The organism is Bacillus sp. FSL R5-0576, assembly GCF_038004765.1.
Classification (GTDB): domain Bacteria; phylum Bacillota; class Bacilli; order Bacillales; family Bacillaceae; genus Bacillus; species Bacillus subtilis.
The window spans coordinates 3856409-3880811 of record NZ_JBBORU010000001.1 but is presented as its reverse complement, the minus strand read 5'-3'; the positions used below and the strand labels follow the sequence as shown (position 1 = coordinate 3880811).

At 41.0% G+C, this 24403-nt stretch carries 24 protein-coding genes and 1 pseudogene; 18 read left to right on the top strand and 7 right to left on the bottom strand.

All coding sequences use genetic code 11. From position 1 onward, the window contains the following. The first annotated feature begins 183 nt into the window (after positions 1-183). From rocD to rocF, 3 genes are all read left to right on the top strand, one after another. A complete protein-coding gene (gene rocD / locus NX903_RS19855) occupies positions 184-1389 on the top strand; it encodes an ornithine aminotransferase (RefSeq protein ID WP_003226954.1) in 1206 nt (401 codons plus the stop codon). 222 nt (positions 1390-1611) lie between these two features. Beyond that, positions 1612-3015: an amino acid permease gene (locus NX903_RS19850; RefSeq protein WP_077670829.1), complete on the top strand. Its 1404-nt coding sequence runs from the start codon at positions 1612-1614 to the stop codon at positions 3013-3015. A gap of 73 nt (positions 3016-3088) precedes the next feature. Beyond that, the gene (gene rocF / locus NX903_RS19845) at positions 3089-3979 is read left to right on the top strand and encodes an arginase (protein WP_003226959.1); all 891 of its coding nucleotides are present in this window, start codon (positions 3089-3091) and stop codon (positions 3977-3979) included. Between the two features lie 236 nt (positions 3980-4215). On the opposite strand, the gene NX903_RS19840 is transcribed toward rocF, so the two are convergent. Then, positions 4216-4332 carry a Phr family secreted Rap phosphatase inhibitor gene (locus NX903_RS19840; protein ID WP_003226961.1) on the bottom strand — a complete coding sequence of 39 codons (117 nt, stop codon included), beginning with the start codon at positions 4330-4332 and terminating at the stop codon, positions 4216-4218. Continuing rightward, positions 4333-5430 (bottom strand): response regulator aspartate phosphatase RapG, encoded by a 1098-nt coding sequence (gene rapG / locus NX903_RS19835; protein WP_086344537.1) that lies wholly within the window; start codon positions 5428-5430, stop codon positions 4333-4335. Between the two features lie 110 nt (positions 5431-5540). Here rapG and NX903_RS19830 point away from each other — a divergent pair, with 110 nt between their 5' ends. From NX903_RS19830 to fdhA, 6 genes are all read left to right on the top strand, one after another. Next, entirely contained in the window at positions 5541-6011 is a 471-nt protein-coding gene (locus tag NX903_RS19830; RefSeq protein ID WP_086344536.1) for a GNAT family N-acetyltransferase, read from the top strand. Between the two features lie 141 nt (positions 6012-6152). Continuing rightward, positions 6153-6890, top strand: coding sequence for a YiiX/YebB-like N1pC/P60 family cysteine hydrolase (locus NX903_RS19825; RefSeq protein WP_086344535.1), 738 nt, complete (start codon positions 6153-6155; stop codon positions 6888-6890). A 10-nt stretch (positions 6891-6900) separates the two neighbouring features. After that, a complete protein-coding gene (locus NX903_RS19820) occupies positions 6901-8064 on the top strand; it encodes a hypothetical protein (RefSeq protein ID WP_086344534.1) in 1164 nt (387 codons plus the stop codon). Between the two features lie 15 nt (positions 8065-8079). Next, positions 8080-8328, top strand: a complete 249-nt coding sequence (locus NX903_RS19815) for a DUF2651 family protein (protein ID WP_086344533.1) — start codon at positions 8080-8082, stop codon at positions 8326-8328. A gap of 103 nt (positions 8329-8431) precedes the next feature. Further along, positions 8432-8602: a hypothetical protein gene (locus tag NX903_RS19810; RefSeq protein ID WP_014481459.1), complete on the top strand. Its 171-nt coding sequence runs from the start codon at positions 8432-8434 to the stop codon at positions 8600-8602. A gap of 62 nt (positions 8603-8664) precedes the next feature. After that, complete coding sequence (gene fdhA / locus NX903_RS19805) at positions 8665-9891, top strand: formaldehyde dehydrogenase, glutathione-independent (protein WP_042976923.1); 1227 nt, start codon at positions 8665-8667, stop codon at positions 9889-9891. A gap of 33 nt (positions 9892-9924) precedes the next feature. On the opposite strand, the gene NX903_RS19800 is transcribed toward fdhA, so the two are convergent. Continuing rightward, positions 9925-10335 (bottom strand): hypothetical protein, encoded by a 411-nt coding sequence (locus NX903_RS19800; protein WP_086344532.1) that lies wholly within the window; start codon positions 10333-10335, stop codon positions 9925-9927. 184 nt (positions 10336-10519) lie between these two features. Between NX903_RS19800 and NX903_RS19795 the strand changes: the two genes are divergently transcribed. The 3 genes from NX903_RS19795 (at position 10520) to NX903_RS19785 (ending at position 12895) form a co-directional block, all read left to right on the top strand. Then, entirely contained in the window at positions 10520-10690 is a 171-nt protein-coding gene (locus NX903_RS19795) for a CxxH/CxxC protein (RefSeq protein WP_003219122.1), read from the top strand. A gap of 80 nt (positions 10691-10770) precedes the next feature. Then, a complete protein-coding gene (gene rlmH / locus NX903_RS19790; RefSeq protein WP_086344531.1) occupies positions 10771-11250 on the top strand; it encodes a 23S rRNA (pseudouridine(1915)-N(3))-methyltransferase RlmH in 480 nt (159 codons plus the stop codon). 223 nt (positions 11251-11473) lie between these two features. Further along, entirely contained in the window at positions 11474-12895 is a 1422-nt protein-coding gene (locus tag NX903_RS19785) for a phosphoribosyltransferase-like protein (protein ID WP_144486872.1), read from the top strand. An 848-nt stretch (positions 12896-13743) separates the two neighbouring features. On the opposite strand, the gene NX903_RS19780 is transcribed toward NX903_RS19785, so the two are convergent. Next, positions 13744-15498, bottom strand: coding sequence for a retron Ec67 family RNA-directed DNA polymerase/endonuclease (locus tag NX903_RS19780; RefSeq protein WP_216995666.1), 1755 nt, complete (start codon positions 15496-15498; stop codon positions 13744-13746). A gap of 368 nt (positions 15499-15866) precedes the next feature. Further along, entirely contained in the window at positions 15867-17792 is a 1926-nt protein-coding gene (gene fbp, locus NX903_RS19775) for a fructose-1,6-bisphosphatase (RefSeq protein ID WP_086344530.1), read from the bottom strand. A gap of 481 nt (positions 17793-18273) precedes the next feature. Between fbp and NX903_RS19770 the strand changes: the two genes are divergently transcribed. Further along, a complete protein-coding gene (locus NX903_RS19770) occupies positions 18274-18903 on the top strand; it encodes an ATP-binding cassette domain-containing protein (RefSeq protein ID WP_086344529.1) in 630 nt (209 codons plus the stop codon). Positions 18904-18923: 20 nt separating this feature from the next. Beyond that, complete coding sequence (locus tag NX903_RS19765) at positions 18924-19646, top strand: peptide ABC transporter permease (RefSeq protein WP_086344528.1); 723 nt, start codon at positions 18924-18926, stop codon at positions 19644-19646. Between the two features lie 130 nt (positions 19647-19776). On the opposite strand, the gene NX903_RS19760 is transcribed toward NX903_RS19765, so the two are convergent. Together NX903_RS19760 and NX903_RS19755 are read right to left on the bottom strand one after the other, a co-directional pair. Further along, positions 19777-19935: a hypothetical protein gene (locus NX903_RS19760; RefSeq protein ID WP_017697258.1), complete on the bottom strand. Its 159-nt coding sequence runs from the start codon at positions 19933-19935 to the stop codon at positions 19777-19779. Between the two features lie 28 nt (positions 19936-19963). Beyond that, positions 19964-20674 (bottom strand): GntR family transcriptional regulator, encoded by a 711-nt coding sequence (locus tag NX903_RS19755; protein ID WP_086344527.1) that lies wholly within the window; start codon positions 20672-20674, stop codon positions 19964-19966. A 155-nt stretch (positions 20675-20829) separates the two neighbouring features. Between NX903_RS19755 and NX903_RS21000 the strand changes: the two are divergent. The 4 genes and pseudogenes from NX903_RS21000 to NX903_RS19735 form a co-directional block, all read left to right on the top strand. Next, a pseudogene (locus tag NX903_RS21000) lies at positions 20830-20988 on the top strand (PTS transporter subunit EIIB); the annotation flags it as partial. A gap of 28 nt (positions 20989-21016) precedes the next feature. After that, positions 21017-21241 carry a PTS glucose transporter subunit IIA gene (locus NX903_RS19745; protein ID WP_394541595.1) on the top strand — a complete coding sequence of 75 codons (225 nt, stop codon included), beginning with the start codon at positions 21017-21019 and terminating at the stop codon, positions 21239-21241. 18 nt (positions 21242-21259) lie between these two features. Then, positions 21260-22699: a 6-phospho-beta-glucosidase BglA gene (gene bglA / locus NX903_RS19740; protein ID WP_086344526.1), complete on the top strand. Its 1440-nt coding sequence runs from the start codon at positions 21260-21262 to the stop codon at positions 22697-22699. 287 nt (positions 22700-22986) lie between these two features. Continuing rightward, positions 22987-24339: a polysaccharide pyruvyl transferase family protein gene (locus NX903_RS19735; protein WP_015385145.1), complete on the top strand. Its 1353-nt coding sequence runs from the start codon at positions 22987-22989 to the stop codon at positions 24337-24339. Positions 24340-24403: the final 64 nt, after the last annotated feature.

The following is a 24403-nucleotide window of genomic DNA, read 5'->3' as shown; positions in this document are numbered from 1 at the left end:
AGAGGATATGCAAAAGAATTTTGCACTTGCTGGAATTTTTGCTCGAAATATCAGAATGTTTTTGCACCTTGTCCTCGAAAATTGTAGAAAACACACGAATTCTTGATTTGGCACAGAACTTGCATTTATATAAAGGGAAAGCAGGATAACATGTTGAAACAGAAAACAAGGGGGAATTCAAATATGTCAGCTTTATCTAAATCCAAAGAAATTATTGATCAGACGTCTCATTACGGAGCCAACAATTATCATCCGCTCCCGATTGTTATTTCTGAAGCGCTGGGTTCTTGGGTAAAGGACCCGGAAGGCAATGAATATATGGATATGCTGAGTGCTTATTCTGCGGTAAACCAGGGGCACAGACACCCGAAAATCATTCAGGCATTAAAGGATCAGGCTGATAAAATCACCCTCACGTCACGCGCGTTTCATAACGATCAGCTTGGGCCGTTTTACGAAAAAACAGCTAAACTGACAGGCAAAGAGATGATTCTGCCGATGAATACAGGAGCCGAAGCGGTTGAATCCGCGGTGAAAGCGGCGAGACGCTGGGCGTATGAAGTGAAGGGCGTAGCTGACAATCAAGCGGAAATTATCGCATGTGTCGGGAACTTCCACGGCCGCACGATGCTGGCGGTATCTCTTTCTTCTGAAGAGGAATATAAACGAGGATTCGGCCCGATGCTTCCGGGAATCAAACTCATTCCTTACGGCGATGTGGAAGCGCTTCGACAGGCCATTACGCCGAATACAGCGGCATTCTTGTTTGAACCGATTCAAGGCGAAGCGGGCATTGTGATTCCGCCTGAAGGATTTTTACAGGAAGCGGCGGCGATTTGTAAGGAAGAGAATGTCTTGTTTATTGCGGATGAAATTCAAACGGGTCTCGGACGTACAGGCAAGACGTTTGCCTGTGACTGGGACGGCATTGTCCCTGATATGTATATTTTGGGCAAAGCGCTTGGCGGCGGTGTGTTCCCGATCTCATGCATTGCGGCGGACCGCGAGATCCTAGGCGTGTTTAACCCTGGCTCACACGGCTCAACATTTGGCGGAAACCCGCTTGCATGTGCAGTGTCTATCGCTTCATTAGAAGTGCTGGAGGATGAAAAGCTGGCGGATCGTTCTCTTGAGCTTGGAGAATACTTTAAAAGCGAGCTTGAGAGCATTGACAACCCGGTTATTAAAGAAGTCCGCGGCAGAGGGCTGTTTATCGGTGTGGAATTGACTGAAGCGGCACGTCCGTATTGTGAGCGTTTGAAGGAAGAAGGGCTTTTATGCAAGGAAACGCATGATACAGTCATTCGTTTTGCACCGCCATTAATCATTTCCAAAGAGGATTTGGATTGGGCAATAGAGAAAATTAAGCACGTGCTGCAAAACGCATAAATCCGCACCATGGCGGGATATTCACTTCGTTTGTATAAATTTACAACAGAAAAATCAGCACTCCCTATTTGCTCAGCTACAGTATTTTAGTATAATGTATCTTTATGAGAAGAAGTGAATTTTATATTAAATAGATAGAGACTCTTTGGACAGCAAACTGGGATAGCACCATGCAGATGTTCCAGCTTAGATCCAATACAAGTTGCTGAAGGGGTGCAGAAAGTGAATACAAACCAAGATAACGGAAATCAGCTCCAGCGGACAATGAAATCACGCCATTTGTTCATGATTTCATTGGGCGGAGTGATCGGAACCGGTTTCTTCCTTGGAACCGGGTTTACCATTAACCAAGCGGGACCGCTCGGCGCGGTTCTGTCCTATTTAGTGGGCGGCTTTATCATGTTTTTGACCATGCTCTGCTTAGGAGAGCTGGCAGTCGCCTTTCCTGTGTCGGGGTCCTTCCAGACCTATGCGACAAAATTTATCAGCCCGGCTTTCGGGTTTGCGTTCGGCTGGTTGTACTGGCTCGGCTGGGCGGTTACATGCGCCATTGAATTCTTATCAGCGGGGCAGCTGATGCAACGCTGGTTTCCGCATATAGACGTATGGATTTGGTGTCTGGTCTTTGCGGCACTGATGTTTATTTTAAATGCGATCACCACAAAAGCCTTTGCGGAATCTGAATTCTGGTTCTCGGGCATTAAAATTTTGATTATCCTTTTATTTATTATTCTCGGCGGAGCTGCCATGTTTGGCCTGATTGATCTGAAGGGCGGAGAGCAGGCGCCGTTTTTGACACATTTTTATGAAGACGGGTTATTTCCGAACGGCATAAAGGCCATATTGATAACGATGATTACCGTGAACTTTGCGTTCCAGGGAACTGAGCTGATCGGGGTTGCGGCCGGAGAAAGTGAAAACCCTGAAAAAACGATTCCGCGGTCGATCAAACAGACAGTATGGAGAACGCTTGTCTTCTTTGTGCTTTCAATCATTGTCATTGCCGGCATGATTCCGTGGAAACAGGCGGGTGTCGTGGAAAGTCCGTTTGTAGCCGTATTTGAACAAATCGGAATCCCATATGCCGCTGATATTATGAACTTTGTTATTTTAATCGCGCTGTTATCTGTTGCGAATTCAGGTTTATACGCATCAACGCGTATCCTGTACGCGATGGCGAATGAAGGACAGGCCTTCAAAGCGCTCGGCAAAACAAATCAGCGCGGTGTGCCGCTAAACGCGTTAATTGTAACGATGGCTGTGGCTTGCCTGTCGCTTCTCTCAAAAGTGGCGGCGGCTGAAACCGTATATATGGTACTGTTATCATTGGCGGGCATGAGTGCGCAGGTCGGCTGGATCGCGATTTCGCTTTCCCAAATCATGTTCAGACGCAAATATATCCGTGAGGGCGGGAAGATAGAAGATTTGAAATTTAAAACACCGCTGTACCCGGTGCTTCCGCTGATCGGCCTAACATTAAATACGGTCGTGCTCATCAGCCTCGCATTTGATCCGGAGCAGCGTATCGCGCTGTATTGCGGTGTACCGTTTATGGTCATTTGCTACATCATTTATCATGTCGTCATTAAAAAACGCCAGCAGGCGAATCGTCAGCTAGAGCTTTAAAAACGTTGTCCGCAAGTCATCTTTGTTAGAACCCGCATAGGACATTATCTTAAATGTTGAGGTGGAATCACAGATGGATAAAACGATTTCGGTTATTGGAATGCCAATGGATTTAGGACAAGCACGACGCGGAGTGGATATGGGCCCGAGTGCCATCCGATACGCTCATCTGATCGAGCGGCTGTCAGACATGGGGTATACGGTTGAAGATCTCGGTGACATTCCGATCAACCGCGAAAAAATCAAAAATGACGAGGAACTGAAAAACCTGAATTCCGTTTTGGCGGGAAATGAAAAACTCGCGCAAAAGGTCAACAAAGTCATTGAAGAGAAAAAATTCCCGCTTGTCCTGGGCGGTGACCACAGTATTGCGATCGGCACGCTGGCAGGCACAGCGAAGCATTACGATAATCTCGGCGTCATCTGGTATGACGCGCACGGCGATTTGAATACACTTGAAACTTCACCATCGGGCAATATTCACGGCATGCCGCTCGCGGTCAGCCTCGGCATTGGCCACGAGTCACTGGTTAACCTCGAAGGCTACGCGCCTAAAATCAAACCGGAAAACGTCGTCATCATTGGCGCCCGGTCACTTGATGAAGGGGAGCGCAAGTACATTAAGGAAAGCGGCATGAAGGTGTACACAATGCACGAAATCGACCGTCTTGGCATGACAAAGGTCATTGAAGAAACCCTTGATTATTTATCAGCATGTGATGGCGTCCATCTGAGCCTTGATCTGGACGGACTTGATCCGAACGACGCACCGGGTGTCGGAACCCCTGTCGTCGGCGGCATCAGCTACCGGGAGAGCCATTTGGCTATGGAAATGCTGTATGACGCAGGCATCATTACCTCAGCCGAATTCGTTGAGGTTAACCCGATCCTTGATCACAAAAACAAAACAGGTAAAACAGCAGTAGAGCTCGTAGAATCCCTGCTAGGGAAGAAGCTGCTATAATAAGAAAACCCCCGCACCCGCGGGGGTTTCAGCGTGTCGACAAACCCTCGCATTCGTTGTCAGGCCTGCGCTTCGGTGCTCACGAATTCCAAACATTCGCTGCGCTCCAATGCTCGTTCTTCCTAGACTTCAAGGGTTTTCAATCACGCTGAAAAGATGAAAGAATCCTAAAACTACAAACCGTTTTAGGATTCTTTCGTTAAATTGAACCCCCGCACCCGCGGGGGGTTTTTCATTTATCCAATCATTTTCTCAGCGACTTTCATTTCCTGTGAATGGGTTTGATGGTCCGCAATAAACCAACCTGATAAAATCACCGCTGCGACGCCTGCGCCAATCAGAAATCTTTTCATTTATATAACCTCCGTTCGTTTAATCAGTTCTTCAATCTGTAATGCTTCATAAAAAAAGTGGGCAGCTTCTTTGTAAAGCTCAAGTTCCCTATACCGTTCGCCAGCCAAAATGGAAAGTTCTCTTACACTGTCATACTCTTTCTCGGACAACAAGTCATCCATATGTTGTTTGCATAAGTGAAACGTTTCCGCATGACCCCCTTCTGCATAAATGGCATATAAAATGTCTATTTTTGCCTCACATATTCTATTCGGCTCAGCAGTCAATTTTTCCTTCACTTTTTGGTAATAAGATAAGGCCTGTTCTTTCTTTTTGATCTTAAACAGCTCTCGTATCAGCAAGTAGACAGAATGATAATAATAGGCGGAGCGGGCATACTCATCGTTCCGTAGAGCCTCCTCTAATTTCGAAACCGCTTCTTCTGATTTGCCGCTTTGCGCATGAAGAAGGCCGAAGTTATGCAAAAGCTGGGCTTCAAAAAAATGATCCTCTAATTCACTCGTGATCCGAATTGCTTCGTCCAAATAAGCCTCAGCTTCTTCAAACTGGCTCATCTCTGTAAAATTGCCTGACATGGTAATCAGTGCTGAAGCCAGCTTCTTTTTATAATCAGTCTCTTCCCTGAACGTTTTGACCGCTTGCCGTGTATGATTGAGGGACACAATATTTTGTCCCAGCTTATAATAGAGCTTTCCGACCTTCAGGTGAAATTCGGCTTTTTCAATCGGATCGGGAATGTTGTCGAGATACTGCTCTGCATCTTTATACAGCCCAATGGCAATGTCATAATTATTTTTATAGGCCTCATACATGCCTTCAAACAGAAAAAAGTAATATTTCAGCATGTCAGACGTAGCATTCATATGAGAAGGCTCCTCATGCTGAAAGCCCTGTCCTCTCGCCTCGTGAAGCAAAACCTTGTGGCGCAGTTCCAATAAGGAGAAGTAGGCCAGCACCTCCTGATCCTCTTCCATGTCATCCAATAAAGGCTTTACTTCTTCAAATAAACGGGAGGATTCTTCAACTTCATGTTTCTTGATGGCAAGGTACCAATCATTGAGCATGCTAGCGATTTCTGCGGGTGCGATCTTATTCATGTGAAACTCCTTTCTCTAGTGACTTATCAATCTCAGTTGCTTATTCTGATAGTAACACCTCTTTCTATTTTATGTAAAATCCTCTAGTCAATATATGAAGGAGAGATGATATGACAATCATGCTGACCCCAATGCAGACAGAAGAATTTCGGTCTTATTTCACATACACAACAAAGCATTACGCGAAAGAAAAGGTAAAAGCGGGAACATGGCTGCCTGAAGATGCACAGCTTTTGTCTAAGCAGGCGTTTACTGATCTGCTTCCGAGAGGGCTGGAAACACCCCATCACCATTTGTGGAGCCTCAAGCTGAATGAAAAGGATATCGTTGGCTGGCTCTGGATACATGCTGAACCGGAGCATCCGCAGCAGGAAGCGTTTATTTATGATTTCGGATTATATAAACCATACCGCGGCAAGGGCTACGCAAAGCAAGCATTGGCGGCATTAGATCAAACGGCACGCAGTATGGGAATCCGCAAGCTGTCCCTTCATGTCTTTGCCCATAATCAGACGGCGCGAAAGCTATATGAGCAAACCGGATTTCAAGAAACAGACGTAGTGATGAGCAAGAAGATTTAACGAAAAGGGCCTGATAAAGGCCTTTTTCTGTAAATGATTTCTAAAAATTCTGTAAATAACCTAGTTACTTTCCTTATTTTCCTAATATAATGTGGGTGAGGAAATTACCTTTCCTACACTCACAAGAAAAGAGGAGATGTAATGAAGTTGAAGAAACGAGTGTCGATGTTTTTGGTAGCGCTTACAATGTGTGGCGGCCTGTTTGTTTCTCCCGCCAAAGCCGTAAAGACCACAAATTATGCTGAAGAAATCGCCGCACTGCAGCCAGGCACGACACCGGAAGAAATCATGAAATCTGCCAGCCAGATTGCCAAACAGCAGCACGTAAAGCAGGACGTTATCCTAAAACAGTTCTATAAGGAAATCACGGCTGATAAAGCAGAGGGAGACCGGCTCGCCAAGGAAAGCGGCATGTCTATCATGGGCGGGTCGTCCGGCACGAAAAAACTCCCGACAAGCGCGAAAGGCAATATCTATTACACGAACTCCTACACAGCCTACTACAATCACGGCCACGTCGGCATGTACTCCGCCTCTGACAAAATTGTTGAATCTGTCCCGAGCGACGGCGTCAGGCAGATCGCGTATAATGCCAGAGACGTGGAAGACAACTCCATTGTGCAAACCGTCAGCGTATCCTCATCTCAAAAAACAGCTGCTGCCGACTGGGCGGTATCAAAAGTCGGCGACCCATACTCATTTAACTTCGTCAATAACAGAAATACTGGCCATGACGGCGCCAAAAACTGTTCAAAGCTCCTATGGTCTGCCTTTTTGCTGAAAGCAGGCATTGATATAGACAGCAACGGAGGCTTAGGCGTGTATCCGCGCGACATCACAAGTTCTTCGTATACGACAACCATCATGACCATTTACTAAGGAGAAGGATATGAAAAAGTGGATGATTACCATCGCCATGCTGATTCTCGCAGGAATCGCATTATTTGTCTTCATTTCTCCTCTCAAAAGCCATAAAACCGTAAGTCAGCAGGATCTCAGAAACCCCGATTTCCTGGAAGACAAAGAAGTCCTGCTGTATTTTTCATCCTCTGCAGATCAAGATGCATTTGGCGGCGGGAAAAGCTACGCCCTGTTTATCAGCCAGGACGGGACGCTGTCTTCCTTTAAGATGAAGGGCCTTGAGCTGGGCTCAGCAAAGGTTCACGGTGACAGCGTGATGCTGGAGGACAAAAACACGATTTATACGATCAAAAACGGCCTGCGCTCCCATAAAAGAGCCTATCAGCACACAGGCGACAGCGCAGGCTTTCTGCAAAACACGGACGGCTTTTACACCTTATACAACTCCGGCTACGACAAAAAGAAAGACGGATACCGCTCAGAGCTGTACCGGCAGATGGACGGTGAGTGGAAAAAAGACGTCATCTCCTACTACATCCGAGCCTCCGGTTTCCATGACGGCGCCATTTACGCACTTGTCCCGACAACTGACGAAAAAGGCTATGAGCTCCTTCAGATTCAAGCAGATCAAAGGAAGCTCACTTACCACAAGATAACGGAATGGCAGTACCGGGAAGGAGCCTCAGTCGAATCCCAGCTTGCCGTGGACGATCAAGCTGTGTATGTCATGGTTCGCGGCCAAAAAGCCCGCAATCTCTATCAAATGGTCAAGATCAACAAAAAAAGCGGCAAAGTAGAGCTGCACGACATCGCCGAATACAAAAACGACGAACAAACGATATACAGCTCCATGCCCTTCAGCTTTAAAAACAGCTTTTTCCCTTTTGACGGGAACCTGTATTTCATTGACGGCTTCGGAAAGGTACACAAAATCGATGCCAAGACAGGAAAAACAAACATCGCCTTCACCCTTTCTCAGGACAAAATGAAAGCCGATTTCAAAGAAATCACCCAAAAAGGCAGCAGCCTCTATTTCTTCACATACACGTATAACAAGCCTGCCTACATTGAACAGTACAGTCTGAAAACCGGAAAGAAAATGAAAGAAAAAGAGATTGGGAAGGTAAAGGATGTCGTGACGCCGAAGAGTCATTTGAAGCTGTATGATGTTGAGGTGATGAAGGGGTTTTAGGGCAAGGAGGGTAGTATGGGAGCCATCGCCGTTTTATTTATCGTTTTTGGTTTTCCGATCATCGCAGGTGTATTTGGTATAGTGGGTCATTTTTTATTTAAGAGATTTTGGGTGGCACCGCTCATCGTCCTTATCGCGAGCTTGATATTGTTAGTTACGTTAGCTTCGGGCAATAGCTCATTCATGTTTTGGGTTGTTATATATACGGCGATTGCGTTAGTAACCAGTATTGTCACATTATTTCTCAGGAAATTTTTTAATTGATCTCTAATTATAAAGAGACTGGTGTGAAGTCTCTTTTTTTGTTGAACCGAAGTTTGCAGAGATTTTGGGTATGTTTTAGAAACGAATCTAAAGGAGGGATTACATGCGCACCAAACGGGTTATTCTTCTGGCAGTAATGATCAGCCTGGTTTCGGCCATTACTGTGTTCCTGTTAAATGGATGTAAAGTCGACTTCTTAGACATCGGCGGAACCATTATTGGCTGCTTTCTTGGCATATTTGTTGTTATAAGAATACAGAAAAAACAGTCGTGAGAAAGGGAAAGAGTCATGCCGAACCGAAGTCATGTTCAAGGACGGAGAGTCCAAACACATGAATGGGAGGAATGGCGTTGACAGGAAACAAAGCGGTTGTGTACAAAGGCAAAGGGACTGTAGCGGTGGAGGATATCGGTTATCCGGAGTTAATCTTGAGGGACGGGCCCGGCGTCCCGAAGGCGAATGTGAATCGAAAATGTGAGCATGGGGTTATTCTCAAAGTCATTACAACCAACATTTGCGGAAGCGACCAGCATATGGTCAGAGGCCGCACAACGGCGCCAGAAGGCTTGGTGCTCGGGCATGAAATTACGGGAGAAGTCATTGAAACGGGGCGTGATGTTGAATTTATCAAAAAAGGAGATATCGTATCCGTTCCTTTCAATATTGCCTGCGGACGCTGTGTGATGTGCAAAACGCAGAAAACGCATGTGTGCCTGAATGTCAATCCGGACCGGCCGGGATCGGCTTACGGCTACGTCGATATGGGCGGCTGGGTCGGCGGCCAGTCTGAATATGTCATGGTGCCATACGCTGATTTTCAGCTTTTGGTATTCCCTGATAAAGAACAGGCGTTAGAAAAGATTCTCGATTTGACCATGCTGTCCGACATTTTCCCGACCGGCTTCCACGGAGCTTACACAGCGGGCGTGCAAACAGGTTCAACCGTTTATATCGCGGGAGCGGGTCCTGTCGGCTTGGCAGCTGCACACTCCGCTCAGCTCCTAGGCGCCTCTACCGTGATTGTCGGCGATCTGAACGAAGACAGGCTGGCACAGGCGAAAAGCTTCGGCTGTGAAACGGTCAACGTGCAAAAACACGACCGCCTTGGCGAACAAATTGAACAAATACTAGGTGAACCAACCGTTGATGCCGCAGTGGACTGTGTCGGCTTTGAAGCATCTGGGCACGGCAATCAAGGGGAAGCGCCAGCCGCCGTGCTGAACTCAATCATGGACGTCACCCAGGTCGGAGGCAGCCTCGGCATTCCAGGCTTATACGTGACCGAAGATCCCGGCGCAAAGGATGCGGACGCTAAAACAGGCTCATTAAAAATCCGCTTCGGACTCGGCTGGGCCAAAGCCCACACCTTCGTCACCGGACAAACACCCGCCATGACATACAACCGCAATTTGATGAAAGCGATCCTGAGCGGCAGAGCGCAAATCGCAAAGGCCGTCAACGCCACTGTCATTTCTTTGGACGACGCGCCAAAAGGCTACAGCGACTTCGACAAAGGCGCAGCCAAAAAATTCGTCATCGACCCGCATGGAACATTGAAGTAAAAGAAAAAGCCGGACGTTCTCAGAACGCCGGCTTTATTGCTGGTAATCCGTTTCTTCAAATCGACTTCCCGTTTCATCCTGTACGATGAAATCCCCTGCGATTTTGTCCAGTCCAATCAAAATATAAGGGTTTTTCTCATTTGCCGTAGGAGCAGGTTTTCGTTTCACAGTTACAATCGTTTCTTTAGGTGAGAATTTGACGTCTGACACTTCAAGCTTCTTATCTTTCTCGCTGCTTCCGAGAGACACAATAACCATTTTTCTCCCTTCTAAAATGGTGAAGACTTGATATCCTTTCACGTCATCATGCATTTGAAGATCATTTACGTACATTTTTATATCTGTCACTTCATCAAGTCGATCCTTCTCCAACACCCAATAAGACGGCTGACACCCAGCAAGCAGCAACATGATCACAAAAAGCCAAACCCATCTAAAGCGCAAATGCAGACCTCCCCACACATCGGTTACATCCAAACTAACACACGAGCGAAATAGAGTCATCAACAGCTTGTTTGTCGAATTGTGGATAAAACTCAGCCCGAAGCACTACTAACATGTGAATAAATAGGTTATATTGAGAAGAGAACATTTGTAAAAATGGAAGAAAACATCGGAGGATTTGAACATGAAACAAGCGTATTATTCTTGTGAAGAACACATCGAAACGGTGCTGGATATGTACATAGACGACCACGAGCTGCCGCCCGAAATCAGAAAAATCGAACATACTAACAGTTTATCCACAGCCTGTGAATTATGTGGAGACCCCGCAGTATATATAGTGGGGAACGAATGATCTTACACAAAATACAGAAAAGATATCCACAATTGTGGACAACATATATGAATAACTTGTTTTTAAAGTGGGGATGACCTGTGAATATCAATATTGTGACAATCGGAAAACTAAAAGAAAAATACCTCAAGCAAGGCATTGAAGAATACACCAAACGACTTTCGGCCTACGCAAAAATCGACATCATCGAACTCCCGGACGAAAAAGCGCCGGAAAACCTAAGCGACCAGGACATGAAAATCATAAAAGACAAAGAAGGCGACCGCATCCTATCAAAAATCAGCCCCGACGCCTACGTCATCGCCCTCGCCATCGAAGGAAAAATGAAAACATCCGAAGAACTAGCCGATACAATAGATAAGCTGGCTACATATGGAAAAAGCAAAGTCACCTTCGTCATCGGCGGATCACTCGGATTGAGCGACGCCGTGATGAAGCGAGCGGATGAAAAGCTGTCGTTCTCGAAAATGACGTTTCCTCACCAGTTGATGCGGTTGATTTTGGTGGAGCAGGTTTATCGGGCTTTTCGGATTAATCGTGGGGAGCCTTATCATAAGTAAATGAGGTTAATTTAGAAGTTTTTATTCTGATTATATGTTGAAAGATTTTTACGCTTTAACTTATGTTAGAGAATTTTTTGACATATTTATTTAGAAATAAAAGATTTTTAATTAGTATTAGTGTTATAGAAAATTTGCTAATGAAATGGAATTCTACTATTACAGAAACCATAAATACAATCGTAATTAAGCATATATAAAATATTTAAAGGTGAAAATTAAAATGAGATATCCAGAAAAGTTGATAGATAAGCTTGAAAGAGTAAAAGAGATTCACAGAAACTGGAACAGTTCAATTCCATTCGAAGATGTTGTAAATTGGATTTTACAATTTGATTCTGAAGATTATAAGCTAGCTATCAGAATTATTGAACATATAAATTTCTTGAATTTTGCTGACATTAAGAATTCACTTGCAATTGCATACTCTAAACTAATAAGAAAATCAATAGAGAAAGGAACAAAGATTACCCATAGAAATACCTTGTTTGCAGGTCTTGGTGAGAATGGAAAAAGTGGCTCAATGATAAGTTATCATTTTAGGGTGATTAACGAATTATCAGAAGAGAACTTCAGTGATAATGATGTATTAATAGAGTCAGGGAATATAGAAAACATTGTTCTGATAGACGATATTTTATCAACGGGGCATCAAGCTACAAAAGAAATAAATAAGCTAACAGAGAAGGTTACGCCATCTGGTGTGAATAATATTTTCTTACTGACTGTTTGTGGAATGAAAGATGGTATAAGAAAGGTTGAAGAAGAAACAAAAGCATACACATTCTCTGCAATTGAATATTCAACTAAAGACACAATTATTGATCTTGACGGAAAGTTTTATGAAGGATTTACATATGAAGAGCGAGAGCGTATAAAGAAAAGAATTGAATATTATGGGAAAATAGCTTATCCCAAACAACCTTTTGGTTTCGGTCAAATTGGAAGTTTAATTGCTTTTGACTTCAATACTCCAAATACATCGCTTCCAATTATCTGGAGCGACAATAACTCTTGGATTCCATTATTTAAGAGAGCTCGGAGGATTAATGGAATACAGTCCTATTACAAACAATTTGAAAAAAGTAAAAAGGAAAAAATTACATTTGATAATAAAAATAAATCTGAATTGACAATTTATGTAGAAGGTAAGATAGAAGAAGTATTTTTTGACTTGTTAATCCAAGAAAAAAATCTTGTCGAAATATTAGGATATGAAAAAGTTAACGTAGTTTCTTTAGGTGGGGCAATAATGTCAGAGAAACTTTTGATCCAACTGTTAAATGAAAAACAAGAGCAAGTTTTTATTTTTGAAGATGATATGCATATTCGAAGAATTATAGAGAGAGAGCCTTATAATAATTTAAAAGTGGTATTAATGGGGCCAAATATTATGAGCTTCTTTAATATCAAAGATATTATTAAATTAGAAAAGAATGATAAACAGCTAGATGAAATGACAAATGGAATGGAAGTTACTGATAAGTTATACTTTGATATTGAAATGTTACTAATTAAGAAAAGAACACCAACACAAAGGTTTAATATTCTTAAAGAGTACATATCTAAATACTTTAATAATGAAATGTTTGATAATTTTATAAAAGAAGTAAAGGCTAAACTAAACAATGATGATTTGGAATGAAAATAAGTCTTTCAAATGAGGAGCATTAATTTTTAAAAGAGGTAACCTTATTTTTATGAAAAATATAGATTAAAACACGGAGATTGTTTCATATAAACGATGTTATATCTTAATATATATGGAACTTTGGTGTTTTCTAACACTCTAGTTTTAAATAGAAAGCCACTTCTTTTTAAAGAAGTGGCTTTTCATAATAAGAAAAGCGATTTGCAGTTGCCCACTTTGTTTCTTCAAATCCGAGTAAGTTAAGTCGTGGTAAAGAACGATACCAGTGTTGAGCTTGATTGCCAGACAAACAACTTGTGGCTGCTAAAAATGCTCTTATTAACAAGGAGTTAATTCAGAGAAATTTCTCCTTTTAGGACGATACCAATGATCCAAGCCAGTTCTCCCAATTTCCAATATTAACTGTCTTTGGGTATACTGGTCAGTTATTTCTATATATTATCTTGTGAAATCTGTCTGAATTATTCCATTTATTATCATGTGTAAATGTACTTAGTATCCATATTTTTTTGTATCTAACATGTCTTACAAACGAATCCATACAAATAAATATTAAAAAGCTGTGAGCCAATTTGATTTTTGGTTTCTTTGTGCAGTTCAATTGTTTGAAAGTAAAACAATTACCTCTTTAACAACTAGAAAGTTTGTGTATGTTCCTAATAAGAAAATCTAATATATGTTGCAGTCAAACGCTTTAAAATGAATCTAACTAGAGATATATTTATTTTATCAACTTCTTCTAAATGTGTTTCTAAAATTTCTTCAAAATGTTTACGTCTGATTTGTTCTAGCACGTCATGTTGAAAAACTCACTACAAATATTTTGAAAAGTATTATTAACACTAGATTTCTAAAGGTATTTTTTTTTCGCTACTCTCGTCTATATTTTTTGCTTCAATGTTGTGTTCTGTATCTACTCTTCTTTTCGTGTAAATGTCTATTATATTGTTTATGTTATCTAAAACAGATCTAAAATTATTAAAGTTAATATTAATATAGTTATCTAGAATATACTTGGAGAATATGTCTTTGCCATAGTATTTCGAAGTATCATAATTATCCTTCTTTGTGAATTCCTTCCCGTTAATTTTGCGAGAGAGAGTAGTTTTGTCAAATAAGTCTTCTATATCGCATTCAGACTTTCCGCCAATTAGAGGTACTGTTAAAAGGTATAAATTATCAATAACATTAATTTTATATTCACTTTTCAAAAGTTCTACTTTTTCATCATCAATCTTTGCGTGATTAAGAAAATCACCTATAGGTTTCCTCTTTCCACTTTTAATCTCATTATCAAACATTAAAATTACAGGTTTTTTTGGTAAAGTATTACTAATTTTTTTGAAATAACTCAAATAATTAGTAGCTGATTTTTTAGCGTTATTAGAATTAAAAAAATCATTTAAATTCTTTAGTCCAGTGCCCCCATCTTGAATATTTAAAAAGTATCCTAACCTCTTTGTCTTTTTTAGAAAAGATACTTTAAACTCAAATGTTCCATCAATATCTTTAGAAATTAAATCAGGATATTCGTTGCAGAGTTTTTTTAATGCCGCTTTTAAATAAACAATATCCGTTTTACCTTCCGTCACGATTAGTGGTTTTGAATTAGCGAAAAAGTTCTTATAAAATAGAAATTTTTGATACTGAAGTTCTCTGGAACTTAAATTATAAAAACTATGTTTGTCACCATCTATTTTGTTATTATACCGAGTTAATTGATTTATAAAGGCAAATCTTCCTTCTAATTGATTAAGATTGGCATATTTACCATTAATCTTGAAATTTCCTTGTTTATAAAGTTGATGTGCCATGGCCCTAGTTTCTTTGTAAAAAATTCTATTTACGTTTATTTTCCTATTAACAACAAGTCCAGTTACTACCTGTCTTGAATCTTTATATTGCAGCCTTGTCTTTTTTTCATTAATTTTAAATCCGGCTTGTATTAACTCCTTGGATATTTCCTCATGAAATTTCGTCTGTAGATTCAGAAAATTTTTATCATTAGTCGAAAAAGTCAAGTCATCTGCATAACGTGTATAATTCAATTTGTATTTTTTTGCGACTTTTAATAATCTATAATCAAGTATCCCACAAATTAAGTTCGAGATGATTGGAGAAGTTGGAGCACCTTGTGGTAGTTTTCCTTCATAGCATGATAATTGTGCAATAACTGTGGCCACTTCACTAGGTAGCAAGAAATTTTTATTTTTAGTGAAAAAACCCCTAACACGACCAAAATGAAAACTTTCAAAAAAATTTTCTAAATCAATATTCAAAATCAACCTTTTATTCCGATGAATTTTTGCGTTAGTTATAATATTCTTGTTTTTTTCAAATGCATGAGAAAGATTATTTTTTTTCCCTGCTTTTTTATTATGTTTATATAAAGCTTCTGCGAGTTTTCTTTGAATGTCTTTGAGTTCCTCTAATGGAGCCTTAATTTTACGAACACCACCATTTTTCTTACGTATTTCAAACGATGTGTATAAGTTATTAACGCCCCTTACATACAATATATAACTAAGCTGTTTTCTAGGAATTTTCAGAAAATCTGCAAGTTCATTCCGTGTTCCTATATCGTTAAATTCCCTCATATAAAAATCCCCCATATAAATAAACGTGTGGCTACTCATTATGCGGTAACTATCGGATACATCGGCGAATACACCAATATGAGAATAGGAGAAGCAAATGTTCCCACCATTTTTGTCAACACTTGCGAAACACAAGCGAAAAGATCTAGCCACACGCTAATAAAATTATACACTATTTTTCCAAAAAATAAATATGATGCAATATGAATCTTTAATCATAGGGGCAGTATGGGATAAATTTATGCAAATCGTAAATTAGTGGGTATTTATATAATGTTAAAATATTTACATTAAACTGGTGTTTTGGAATTGGAATCTGGATAGCCTAAAAAGAGCCCAGAGAAAATAATCCCTGAACCCCACACCCCTCACTTCATATACCGATACTCCCGCAAACTCTCCAAAATCGCAACTTCCTGCAGCAATTCCTCACCGACATTCGTTTCCTTTACTTTCTTCCGCTCAAGCTCTTTGTCCACTAATCGTTTCACCGTCAAGACATCGGTTCCGGTGCTTAGGACTTCTGCCTTGGAATTGAAGTGTTTATGGGCGACGAGCTGCATGCCGTAGGAGTTGTATAGCAGCGTATAGCCGGCGATGCCTGTTGTGGATTGGTAGGCTTTGGAGAAGCCGCCGTCGATGACGATCATTTTTCCGTTTGCTTTGATTGGGTCTTCTCCTTCGATTTCTTTTACGGGTGTATGGCCGTTGATGATATGGCCGTGATCTGGATTGAGGCCGAATTCTGCCAGGATGTTTCGGCAGGTTTCCTCGTCTTCGCGTAAATAGTAATACGGATTTTTCTTCTCTTTATGCGTTTCCTTTTCTTTAATGAAATACCGCTCAAATGTCGTCATGGCGCGTTTTCCGAAGAGGGAGGAGTACTCGCCTGTCCATAAATACCAAGCCATATCTGTCGCCAGGTCATCGGTTTCCTCCGGGTGGGCAAAGGCTTCCCGCAAGAATCGTTCAAATACATCGAGCAGCTCACGGCCCGCATACGGTTTATCCTCAATCGTCATCGTTTCCATATTGCCGTTTTCATCGACAGGAATACAGCCGTGAATCAACAGGTTACCGTTATATTTTAAATAAAGGCTGCCTTTTTTCATCATAAAATTCATATGGCGGCCCAGCTTTTCGGAATGCTGGACAGAGAATAGCAGCTTGTCTATGACTTCTGCTTCTTCTTCTAATAGCTGATCTGGCTGCTCCGGATTAATCGTTGCAAAGCAGGTGTTTTCCAGTTGATATGTTTTTCCGTTCAGCGTGATTTCATTTTTGTCATAATCTATTTTCTCTAATAACAGCCGCTCTTCCATATTAAAGTTCGGCCGTCTCTTGATAATCGGGCTCTCAAGCTTGAATTGGATCATGGCAATCGCTTGATGGATTTTTGTGATTTGCTTAATCTCATCCTCTGGCCTGTTGTCGTCTGCTTTTGGACGGAACGCTGGATTATCATCGTAATATTTTTCGGCCAGGTTCAGCAGCGGCCTCAGGTTGATGCCGTACACGTCCTCAATAATATCCAGGTTGTCGTAGCGGGCACAGATGCGGATAATATTGGCCAGGCACACTTTGGAACCGGAATAGGCGCCGATCCAAAGGACATCGTGATTTCCCCACTGAATATCGACAGAATGATAGTTGATCAGTTCTTCCATAATTCTATCCGGCTGCGGGCCGCGGTCATAAATATCGCCGACCACATGCAGATGGTCGACCACCAATCGCTGAACGCTGTAAGCAAGGCCGGTGATCAGCTTATCGGCTTGGCCAAGCTCAATGATCTGATCAATGATTTCGGAGTAATATTGCTCCTTGTTGCCAGCTTGTTCTGTTTTGTATAACAGCTCCTCCGTAATATAAGCAAATTGGGCAGGCAGTGCTTTGCGTAATTTGGAGCGGGTATACTTGGAGGAGCAATATGAAACGAGCTTAATCATTCGATTTATCGTTTTTTTATACCACTCGTTTAACGCTGCTTTCGCATCAAAGTCATGTTTGATTAATTTCAGTTTGTCTTCCGGATAATAGACCAATGCTGCTAATTCATCGATTTCTCTATCGTAAATGACACCGCTGAAGATGTCGCGTATCTTCTCTTTGACTCGTCCTGAACCATTACGCAGCACGTGCTGGAATGCCTGATACTCCCCGTGCAAATCACTGACAAAATGCTCAGTGCCTTTTGGCAGGTTCAGTATCGCTTTCAAATTGATGATTTCTGTTACCACTTTTTCTTCACAATCGTATTTTTGTGCGAGTAGATCTAGGTACTTGCTTTCCAAAATCGTCCATCCCCTTTTTAGAATAAACCCCTATATATGATCATGTGCATGATAAGGTGAATTTAAAAGTATGTCATTATTTTTAAACATTGGACCTTTATATGATAGTACCGCATAACTGCTTTTAGAGACAATTAAAACGAGTGAAAGATTAAGGCAGCTAGAGCTGAAAAACCTTTCAGCAGAATCTACGGAGGAGGTTATTTAGTCAAGGGCTTAGGCTAAAAGGTTCAGTATCCTCCTTATTGTTGTTATCAATATGCATTGATATGGTATTGACGATCCATTTATTTAGCTTGTTTGTCAGTTATCTTGTATGGAATTGCCTTGAGGAAACTGCCGTTGTTGTACATTGAGTGTTATATATTGTAAACTAGAGTAAAAGATATCCAGATTAATCATCGAAAAACATTTCTTACAGTTCCAAACCGGAAACGAAAGAGATACCTTGAAAATACAAATATTTCCTAGGAGTATGTATATGAATATAGCGAATTATACTTTAAAAGTGAAAGGCAAAACGTTACTTCAGGACACCGACTTGCATTTTTCGAGCGGGAAAATTAATCACGTTGTTGGAAAAAATGGAGTCGGTAAATCACAGCTTGCTAAAGACTTTTTGTTGAATAATAGCAAAAGAATTGGTAGAGATATTCGTCAAAATGTTTCTTTAATATCCAGCTCGTCGAATATACCTAATGATGTTTCTAAGGACTTTTTATTACACTTTTTGAGTAAAAAATTTAATGCAGAAATGATAGATAAAATTGCACATTTACTTAATCTGGATAATATTGATGGGAAAGTTCTGATCAAAAATTTGAGTGATGGACAAAAGCAAAAATTAAAATTGCTCAGCTTCTTATTAGAGGATAAAAATATTATTGTTTTAGATGAAATAACGAATTCATTAGACAAAAAAACGGTTATAGAGATTCATGGCTTCTTAAACAAGTATATTCAGGAGAACCCCGAGAAGATTATCATCAACATTACACATGATTTGTCTGATTTAAAGGCGATAGAAGGGGATTATTATATATTTAATCACCAAGAAATTCAACAATATCATTCAGTGGATAAATTAATTGAAGTGTATATAAATGAGTAATAAAACAGTGGGGGCTTGAGATGAAATTAGAGTTTAAAAAGAGTATTAGCAACAAAGTTATCATTATTTTAGGAGCAATGTTTGTATTTTTATTTTTGCTGGGTTATTTTTTACTTGTTGGAATTGATAAAGTCAGCAATGTTACACCTGAAATGTTTTTCTTTAGCTCCTATACTGTTGCAACCCAGTTTGGTTTGATGTTATTTTCATTTGTTATAGCTTTCTTTATTAATAGAGAGTATTCAAACAAAAATATTCTCTTTTACAAATTAATTGGAGAGAACATCTATACTTTCTTTTATAAAAAGATAGCTGTTTTATTTTTGGAATGTTTTGCATTTATAACGCTAGGCCTGCTAATCATATCATTGATGTACCATGATTTTTCGCATTTTGCATTATTACTTTTTTTATTTTCTGCAGTTATACTGCAGTATATTCTAATTATCGGAACTATAAGCATGTTATGTCCTAATATATTAATTAGTATAGGTGTCAGTATCGTTTATTGGATGACTTCTGTTATCTTAGTAGCTATAAGCAATAAAACGTTTGGTTTCATTGCTCCTTTTGAGGCAGGTAACACTATGTATCCCCGAATAGAAAGAGTGCTGCAATCTGATAACATGACACTTGGGAGTAATGATGTTTTATTTATTATTTTGTATTTAGTTTCAATCATTATCATAAATGCGATTGTCCTTCGCTTTTCTAAAACTAGATGGATCAAAATGGGCATTTAATAAAGGAAGCTACTTCACAATGAAGTAGCTTTTTATGTGCACCTATATATCATTAACATCAAGATTAATGCATGTGACTGGCTGAGTTTGTTAAGGGAAGGATGTTTTTCTGTTTGCATCGCCCAAACTATTATTGTTTTTCTTTCACCAGCTTTACAAAGAGGAAAAAGATAGTGAATACGATAAAGTAGTTCATTGGATTCTTAACGATGCTCATCTCTAGTGAAATCTGTAAGAGTATCCAGAGCGCAAAGATGGCTAGTATGGCAGGAATGATAATTTTGTACATGTCGATCACCTTCCATAGTGAAGCAGCCCTATAATAAAAAACTATTAGCCTGCATCACAAACTGCGACTGCTTATAATTATACGAAATCTTCGAGTAATCAAACGGCTGCCCATTTGTCAGGTGAAAAATACTTTCTATATACAGCTTCGGCAGTCCAGCCTCTAACCCCAAATATTCCGCTTCCTCCTCATTAAGCTGGTCCACGTGCAGAAACAAATCAGAAAAACCAATCTTCAACCCCAGTCCTTCCCGGATGTAATGGAAGATGGAGTGGGAGACGATTTCGTTGTTTAAATACGTCACGATCGATTTGTTGTAGTAAGACTCTTCGTAGCAAAGGGTCTGGCCGTTGATGTAGCGGACCCTTTTGACATAGTAGATGTCTTCGTTTATTTCGATGTTCAGATTTTCCGCCGCTTCCGGTGTTGGCTTTCTCACGTCCAGTTCGATGACTTTTGAGGTGACGTTGAAATCCTCGAGGTCTTTTTTAAATCCCTGATTCGACAAAAGGCTGATATAGCCTTTTCGTTTATGTTTTCTGACGAAAATGCCGCTTCCTCTGACCTGAAAGATCGCGCCTTTTTGCTCTAATAGCTCGAGGGACTTTGTGATTGTGCTTTTGCTGACTTCAAACTGGGCCATGAGGGTTTCTAGGACTGGCAGTTTGTCTCCCTGCTGAAGCTGGTGTTCTTCTATATATGTTTCAATTTCCGCTGCGATTTGCTGGTATTTTAACATACGCATTCCTCATTTATTCGTTTAGTTTCACTGCCAAAATTATAGCATAAACCGCTTACAATGATAGTTAGTGCGTAAATATTTTGTTTCGGTATTGATATATTATACCGGTACAATTATAATGAAAGCGCAACCAAAACAAAGGGGTGGGTGAAATGTCGGGGAAAGTGAGAGATTATACGAGACTAGCAAAAGACATTTTAGAGGCCGTAGGCGGGGAAGAGAATGTGATTGGGGCTTCTCGCTGCGCTACCAGACTTCGATTGGTGCTGAAGCGGTCTACCCCTAAAGCGAAGGATATCGTGAAATCGATGCTACCATCCCGGCGTCATTACGGTTGTCATGGTTGCGACTACAAAGCATGCGATTGGCCTGCGTTCAGCGTCCGGCGTCGAATTGCTTGCGCACATCGGGCTGGATACGGTGACATTAGGCGGCACTCCTTTTTCCTTGAAGGTAAAAGAAGGCGATACCGTCAAAAAAGGCGAAGTGCTTGTTGAGTTTGATAAGCTTTCATTGAAGAGATTGAGGAAAGTGCATTACATCAAAAAATATTTACAGTCGTAAGCTGAGGAGGAATTAAACATGGGAAACATGCCAAAGGATTTTTTATGGGGCGGTGCTTTAGCTGCCCACCAATTTGAAGGCGGATGGAATCAAGGCGGTAAAGGGCCGAGTGTCGTCGATGTGATGACAGCGGGTGCGCACGGCGTGCCGAGAAAAATCACGGACACGATTGAAGAAAACGAATTTTATCCAAACCATGAAGCCATTGATTTCTATCACAGATACAAGGAAGATATCGCTTTGTTTGCGGAAATGGGATTAAAATGTCTGCGGACGTCCATCGGCTGGAGCCGGATTTTTCCGAAAGGCGATGAGACTGAACCGAACGAAGCTGGTTTGCAGTTTTATGATGATGTGTTTGATGAATTGCTGAAGCATGGGATCGAGCCGGTCATTACCCTGTCTCACTTTGAAATGCCGCTGCACCTGGCAAGAGAATATGGCGGCTTCAGAAACCGGAAAGTCGTGGACTTCTTCGTCAACTTCGCAGAGGCTTGCTTTACCCGTTACAAAGATAAAGTGAAGTACTGGATGACATTTAACGAGATTAACAACCAAATGGATGTGAACAATCCGTTGTTCCTATGGACGAATTCAGGTGTTGTGGTTGACGAAAACGAAAACGCCAAGGAAGTCATGTATCAAACGGCGCACCATGAATTAGTGGCGAGCGCCTTAGCAGTGGCAAAAGGAAAAGACATCAATCCAGAGTTCCAGATTGGGGCCATGGTATCACACGTGCCGATTTATCCTTTCTCCTCCAATCCTAAAGATGTGATGCTGGCTGAAGAAGAAATGAGGCAGCGCTATTTCTTCCCTGATGTGCAGGTGCGCGGTTATTATCCAAGCTACGCGTTGAAGGAATTTGAACGCGAAGGCTACAACATCACATTCGAAGACGGCGATGATGAGATTTTAAGAAACGGAACCGTCGATTACTTAGGCTTCAGCTATTACATGTCAACAACTGTGAAAAGCGATGTGAAAAATGATAACACTGGCGATATTGTAAATGGCGGCTTGCCGAATGGTGTCGAAAATCCGTACATCACTTCGAGTGACTGGGGATGGGCGATTGATCCAACCGGGCTGAGATATACGTTAAATCGTTTTTATGACCGATACCAAATCCCGTTATTCATCGTTGAAAATGGCTTTGGCGCAGTGGATACGCTGGAGGAGGACGGCAAGGTTCATGATCCGGAGCGCATTCAATATTTAAAATCGCATATTGAAGCATTAGAAAAAGCGGTCACGTACGATGGTGTTGATTTAATTGGCTACACGCCGTGGGGCATTATTGATATTGTCTCCTTCACAACTGGCGAAATGAAAAAACGCTACGGCATGATCTATGTTGATCGTGACAATGAAGGAAACGGATCCATGAAGCGGTATAAGAAAGATTCCTTTGAGTGGTACAAAAATGTCATTCAAACGAATGGCGAGGAACTATAAGAAGCTGGCCCGAATCGAGCACTTTTACCGGAGTGCCTGGTTCGGGTTTTTGGCATGATCCGACCCGATATCCAATAATGGGAATAGATTACTAGCGCTGATTGTATGTTATGATTTCACCTGTAAGATCCTTTTTTGTATAATTTAATATTAGAATGGAAGAAAGGGAGAGAGTTTGTGAGTAAAAAGGGATGAAAGCGGGTGTCCGGCTGAAGTTTTAAGATCATGATAGAGTTCCCTAAGCAAATCTCCTGAAAAAAATTTGGCGAGGAAGGGGCAACATCACATTGAAAAACATTTTAATAAGAGCTGGCATATCACCATTTGATACATTTAATGCAGCTGAAATGATTGTTCGCAACTCCATTGGCGGCAACGTAGGAAACCTAGTATATGCCTACAGTGTGTTTCGCACGCTGATGACAGAAGGAACGACGATTACTCCTGATTATTATCGGATTAATCCAGCGGATGCTGAACAAATTAATAAAAATTATGATATGTATATTATTCCGCTGGCAGATGCATTCCGCGAGGATTTCGTGCCTTCTTTACGGAAATATACCCAATTAATTAAGAAACTAACCATTCCGGTTGTTGTGATTGGTGTTGGTTTGCGGGCTCCGTTTGAACCAAAATTAAATGAAGGTTTTCCTTTTGATGAGGATGTAAAAGCGTTTGTAAGTGCTGTGCTGGAGAGATCAAATATGATCGGTGTCCGCGGTGAAATTACAGCGAAATACCTTTCCAGATTAGGTTTCCGTGAAGGCATTGACCATACGGTGATTGGGTGTCCTTCTATGTATGCGTTTGGCAGAGAACTGAAGATAAGAGAAACTAATATCACAACAGAATCTATGGTGACGGTTAACTCATCAAGGCTGTCTCCAAAGCATGTGCTGGACTTCATTACGAGAAGCATGAAAGAGTTCCCGAATCATTACTTTATCCCGCAATGGCGAAAAGAAATGATTCTGACGTATGCGGGTGCGCCTGCGCTAGCGAAGCCTGCTGATAATTATCCGGTCAGCATGGAAGACCCGGCTTATCAGAATGATAGAGTCCGATTCTTTTTAAATGTGCCGACTTGGCTGGATTTCCTGAGAAAAGCCGATTTGAGCTTTGGCGCAAGGCTGCATGGAAATATCGCAGCGACGATTGCCGGTACACCGAGCCTGTTGCTTCCGAAAGATGCCAGAATGCGTGAATTAGCTGAGTACCATCAATTAACGCATGTCATGGCAAATGAGATAACCGATCAGACAAAACTGTCAGAATTAATTGAAACACTTGATTTTCATCAGCCTGAGAAACGGCAAGCGCAAAACTTTGACCATTTCATCAGCTTCTTGAATCAAAATGAATTAGACCATATTTATAAAGAGAAAGCGATTCCTGATACCGTTCCTTTTGACGAAAAACTATCTAATACGAAGCTTCTTCCGCCTGTGACTACAGTTAGCGGCTGCAGTTCCACAGAAACAGCGAAACGCTGGGAAGCGCTGATGGCATTAGAAAATGCCAAAAAGGAAAAAACCATTAAAGATCTGAAAAAAAAGGTCAAAAAGTATCAGGGCACGTTAAATAGAAAATCAGTGCGTATCGCTTTAAAAACAGCAAATATGCTGAGTGTGAAGTGACCAATCACTAACATTACAACTATATTACAGTTGTATAAAACTTGCAATATTTTTGGAATAAAAA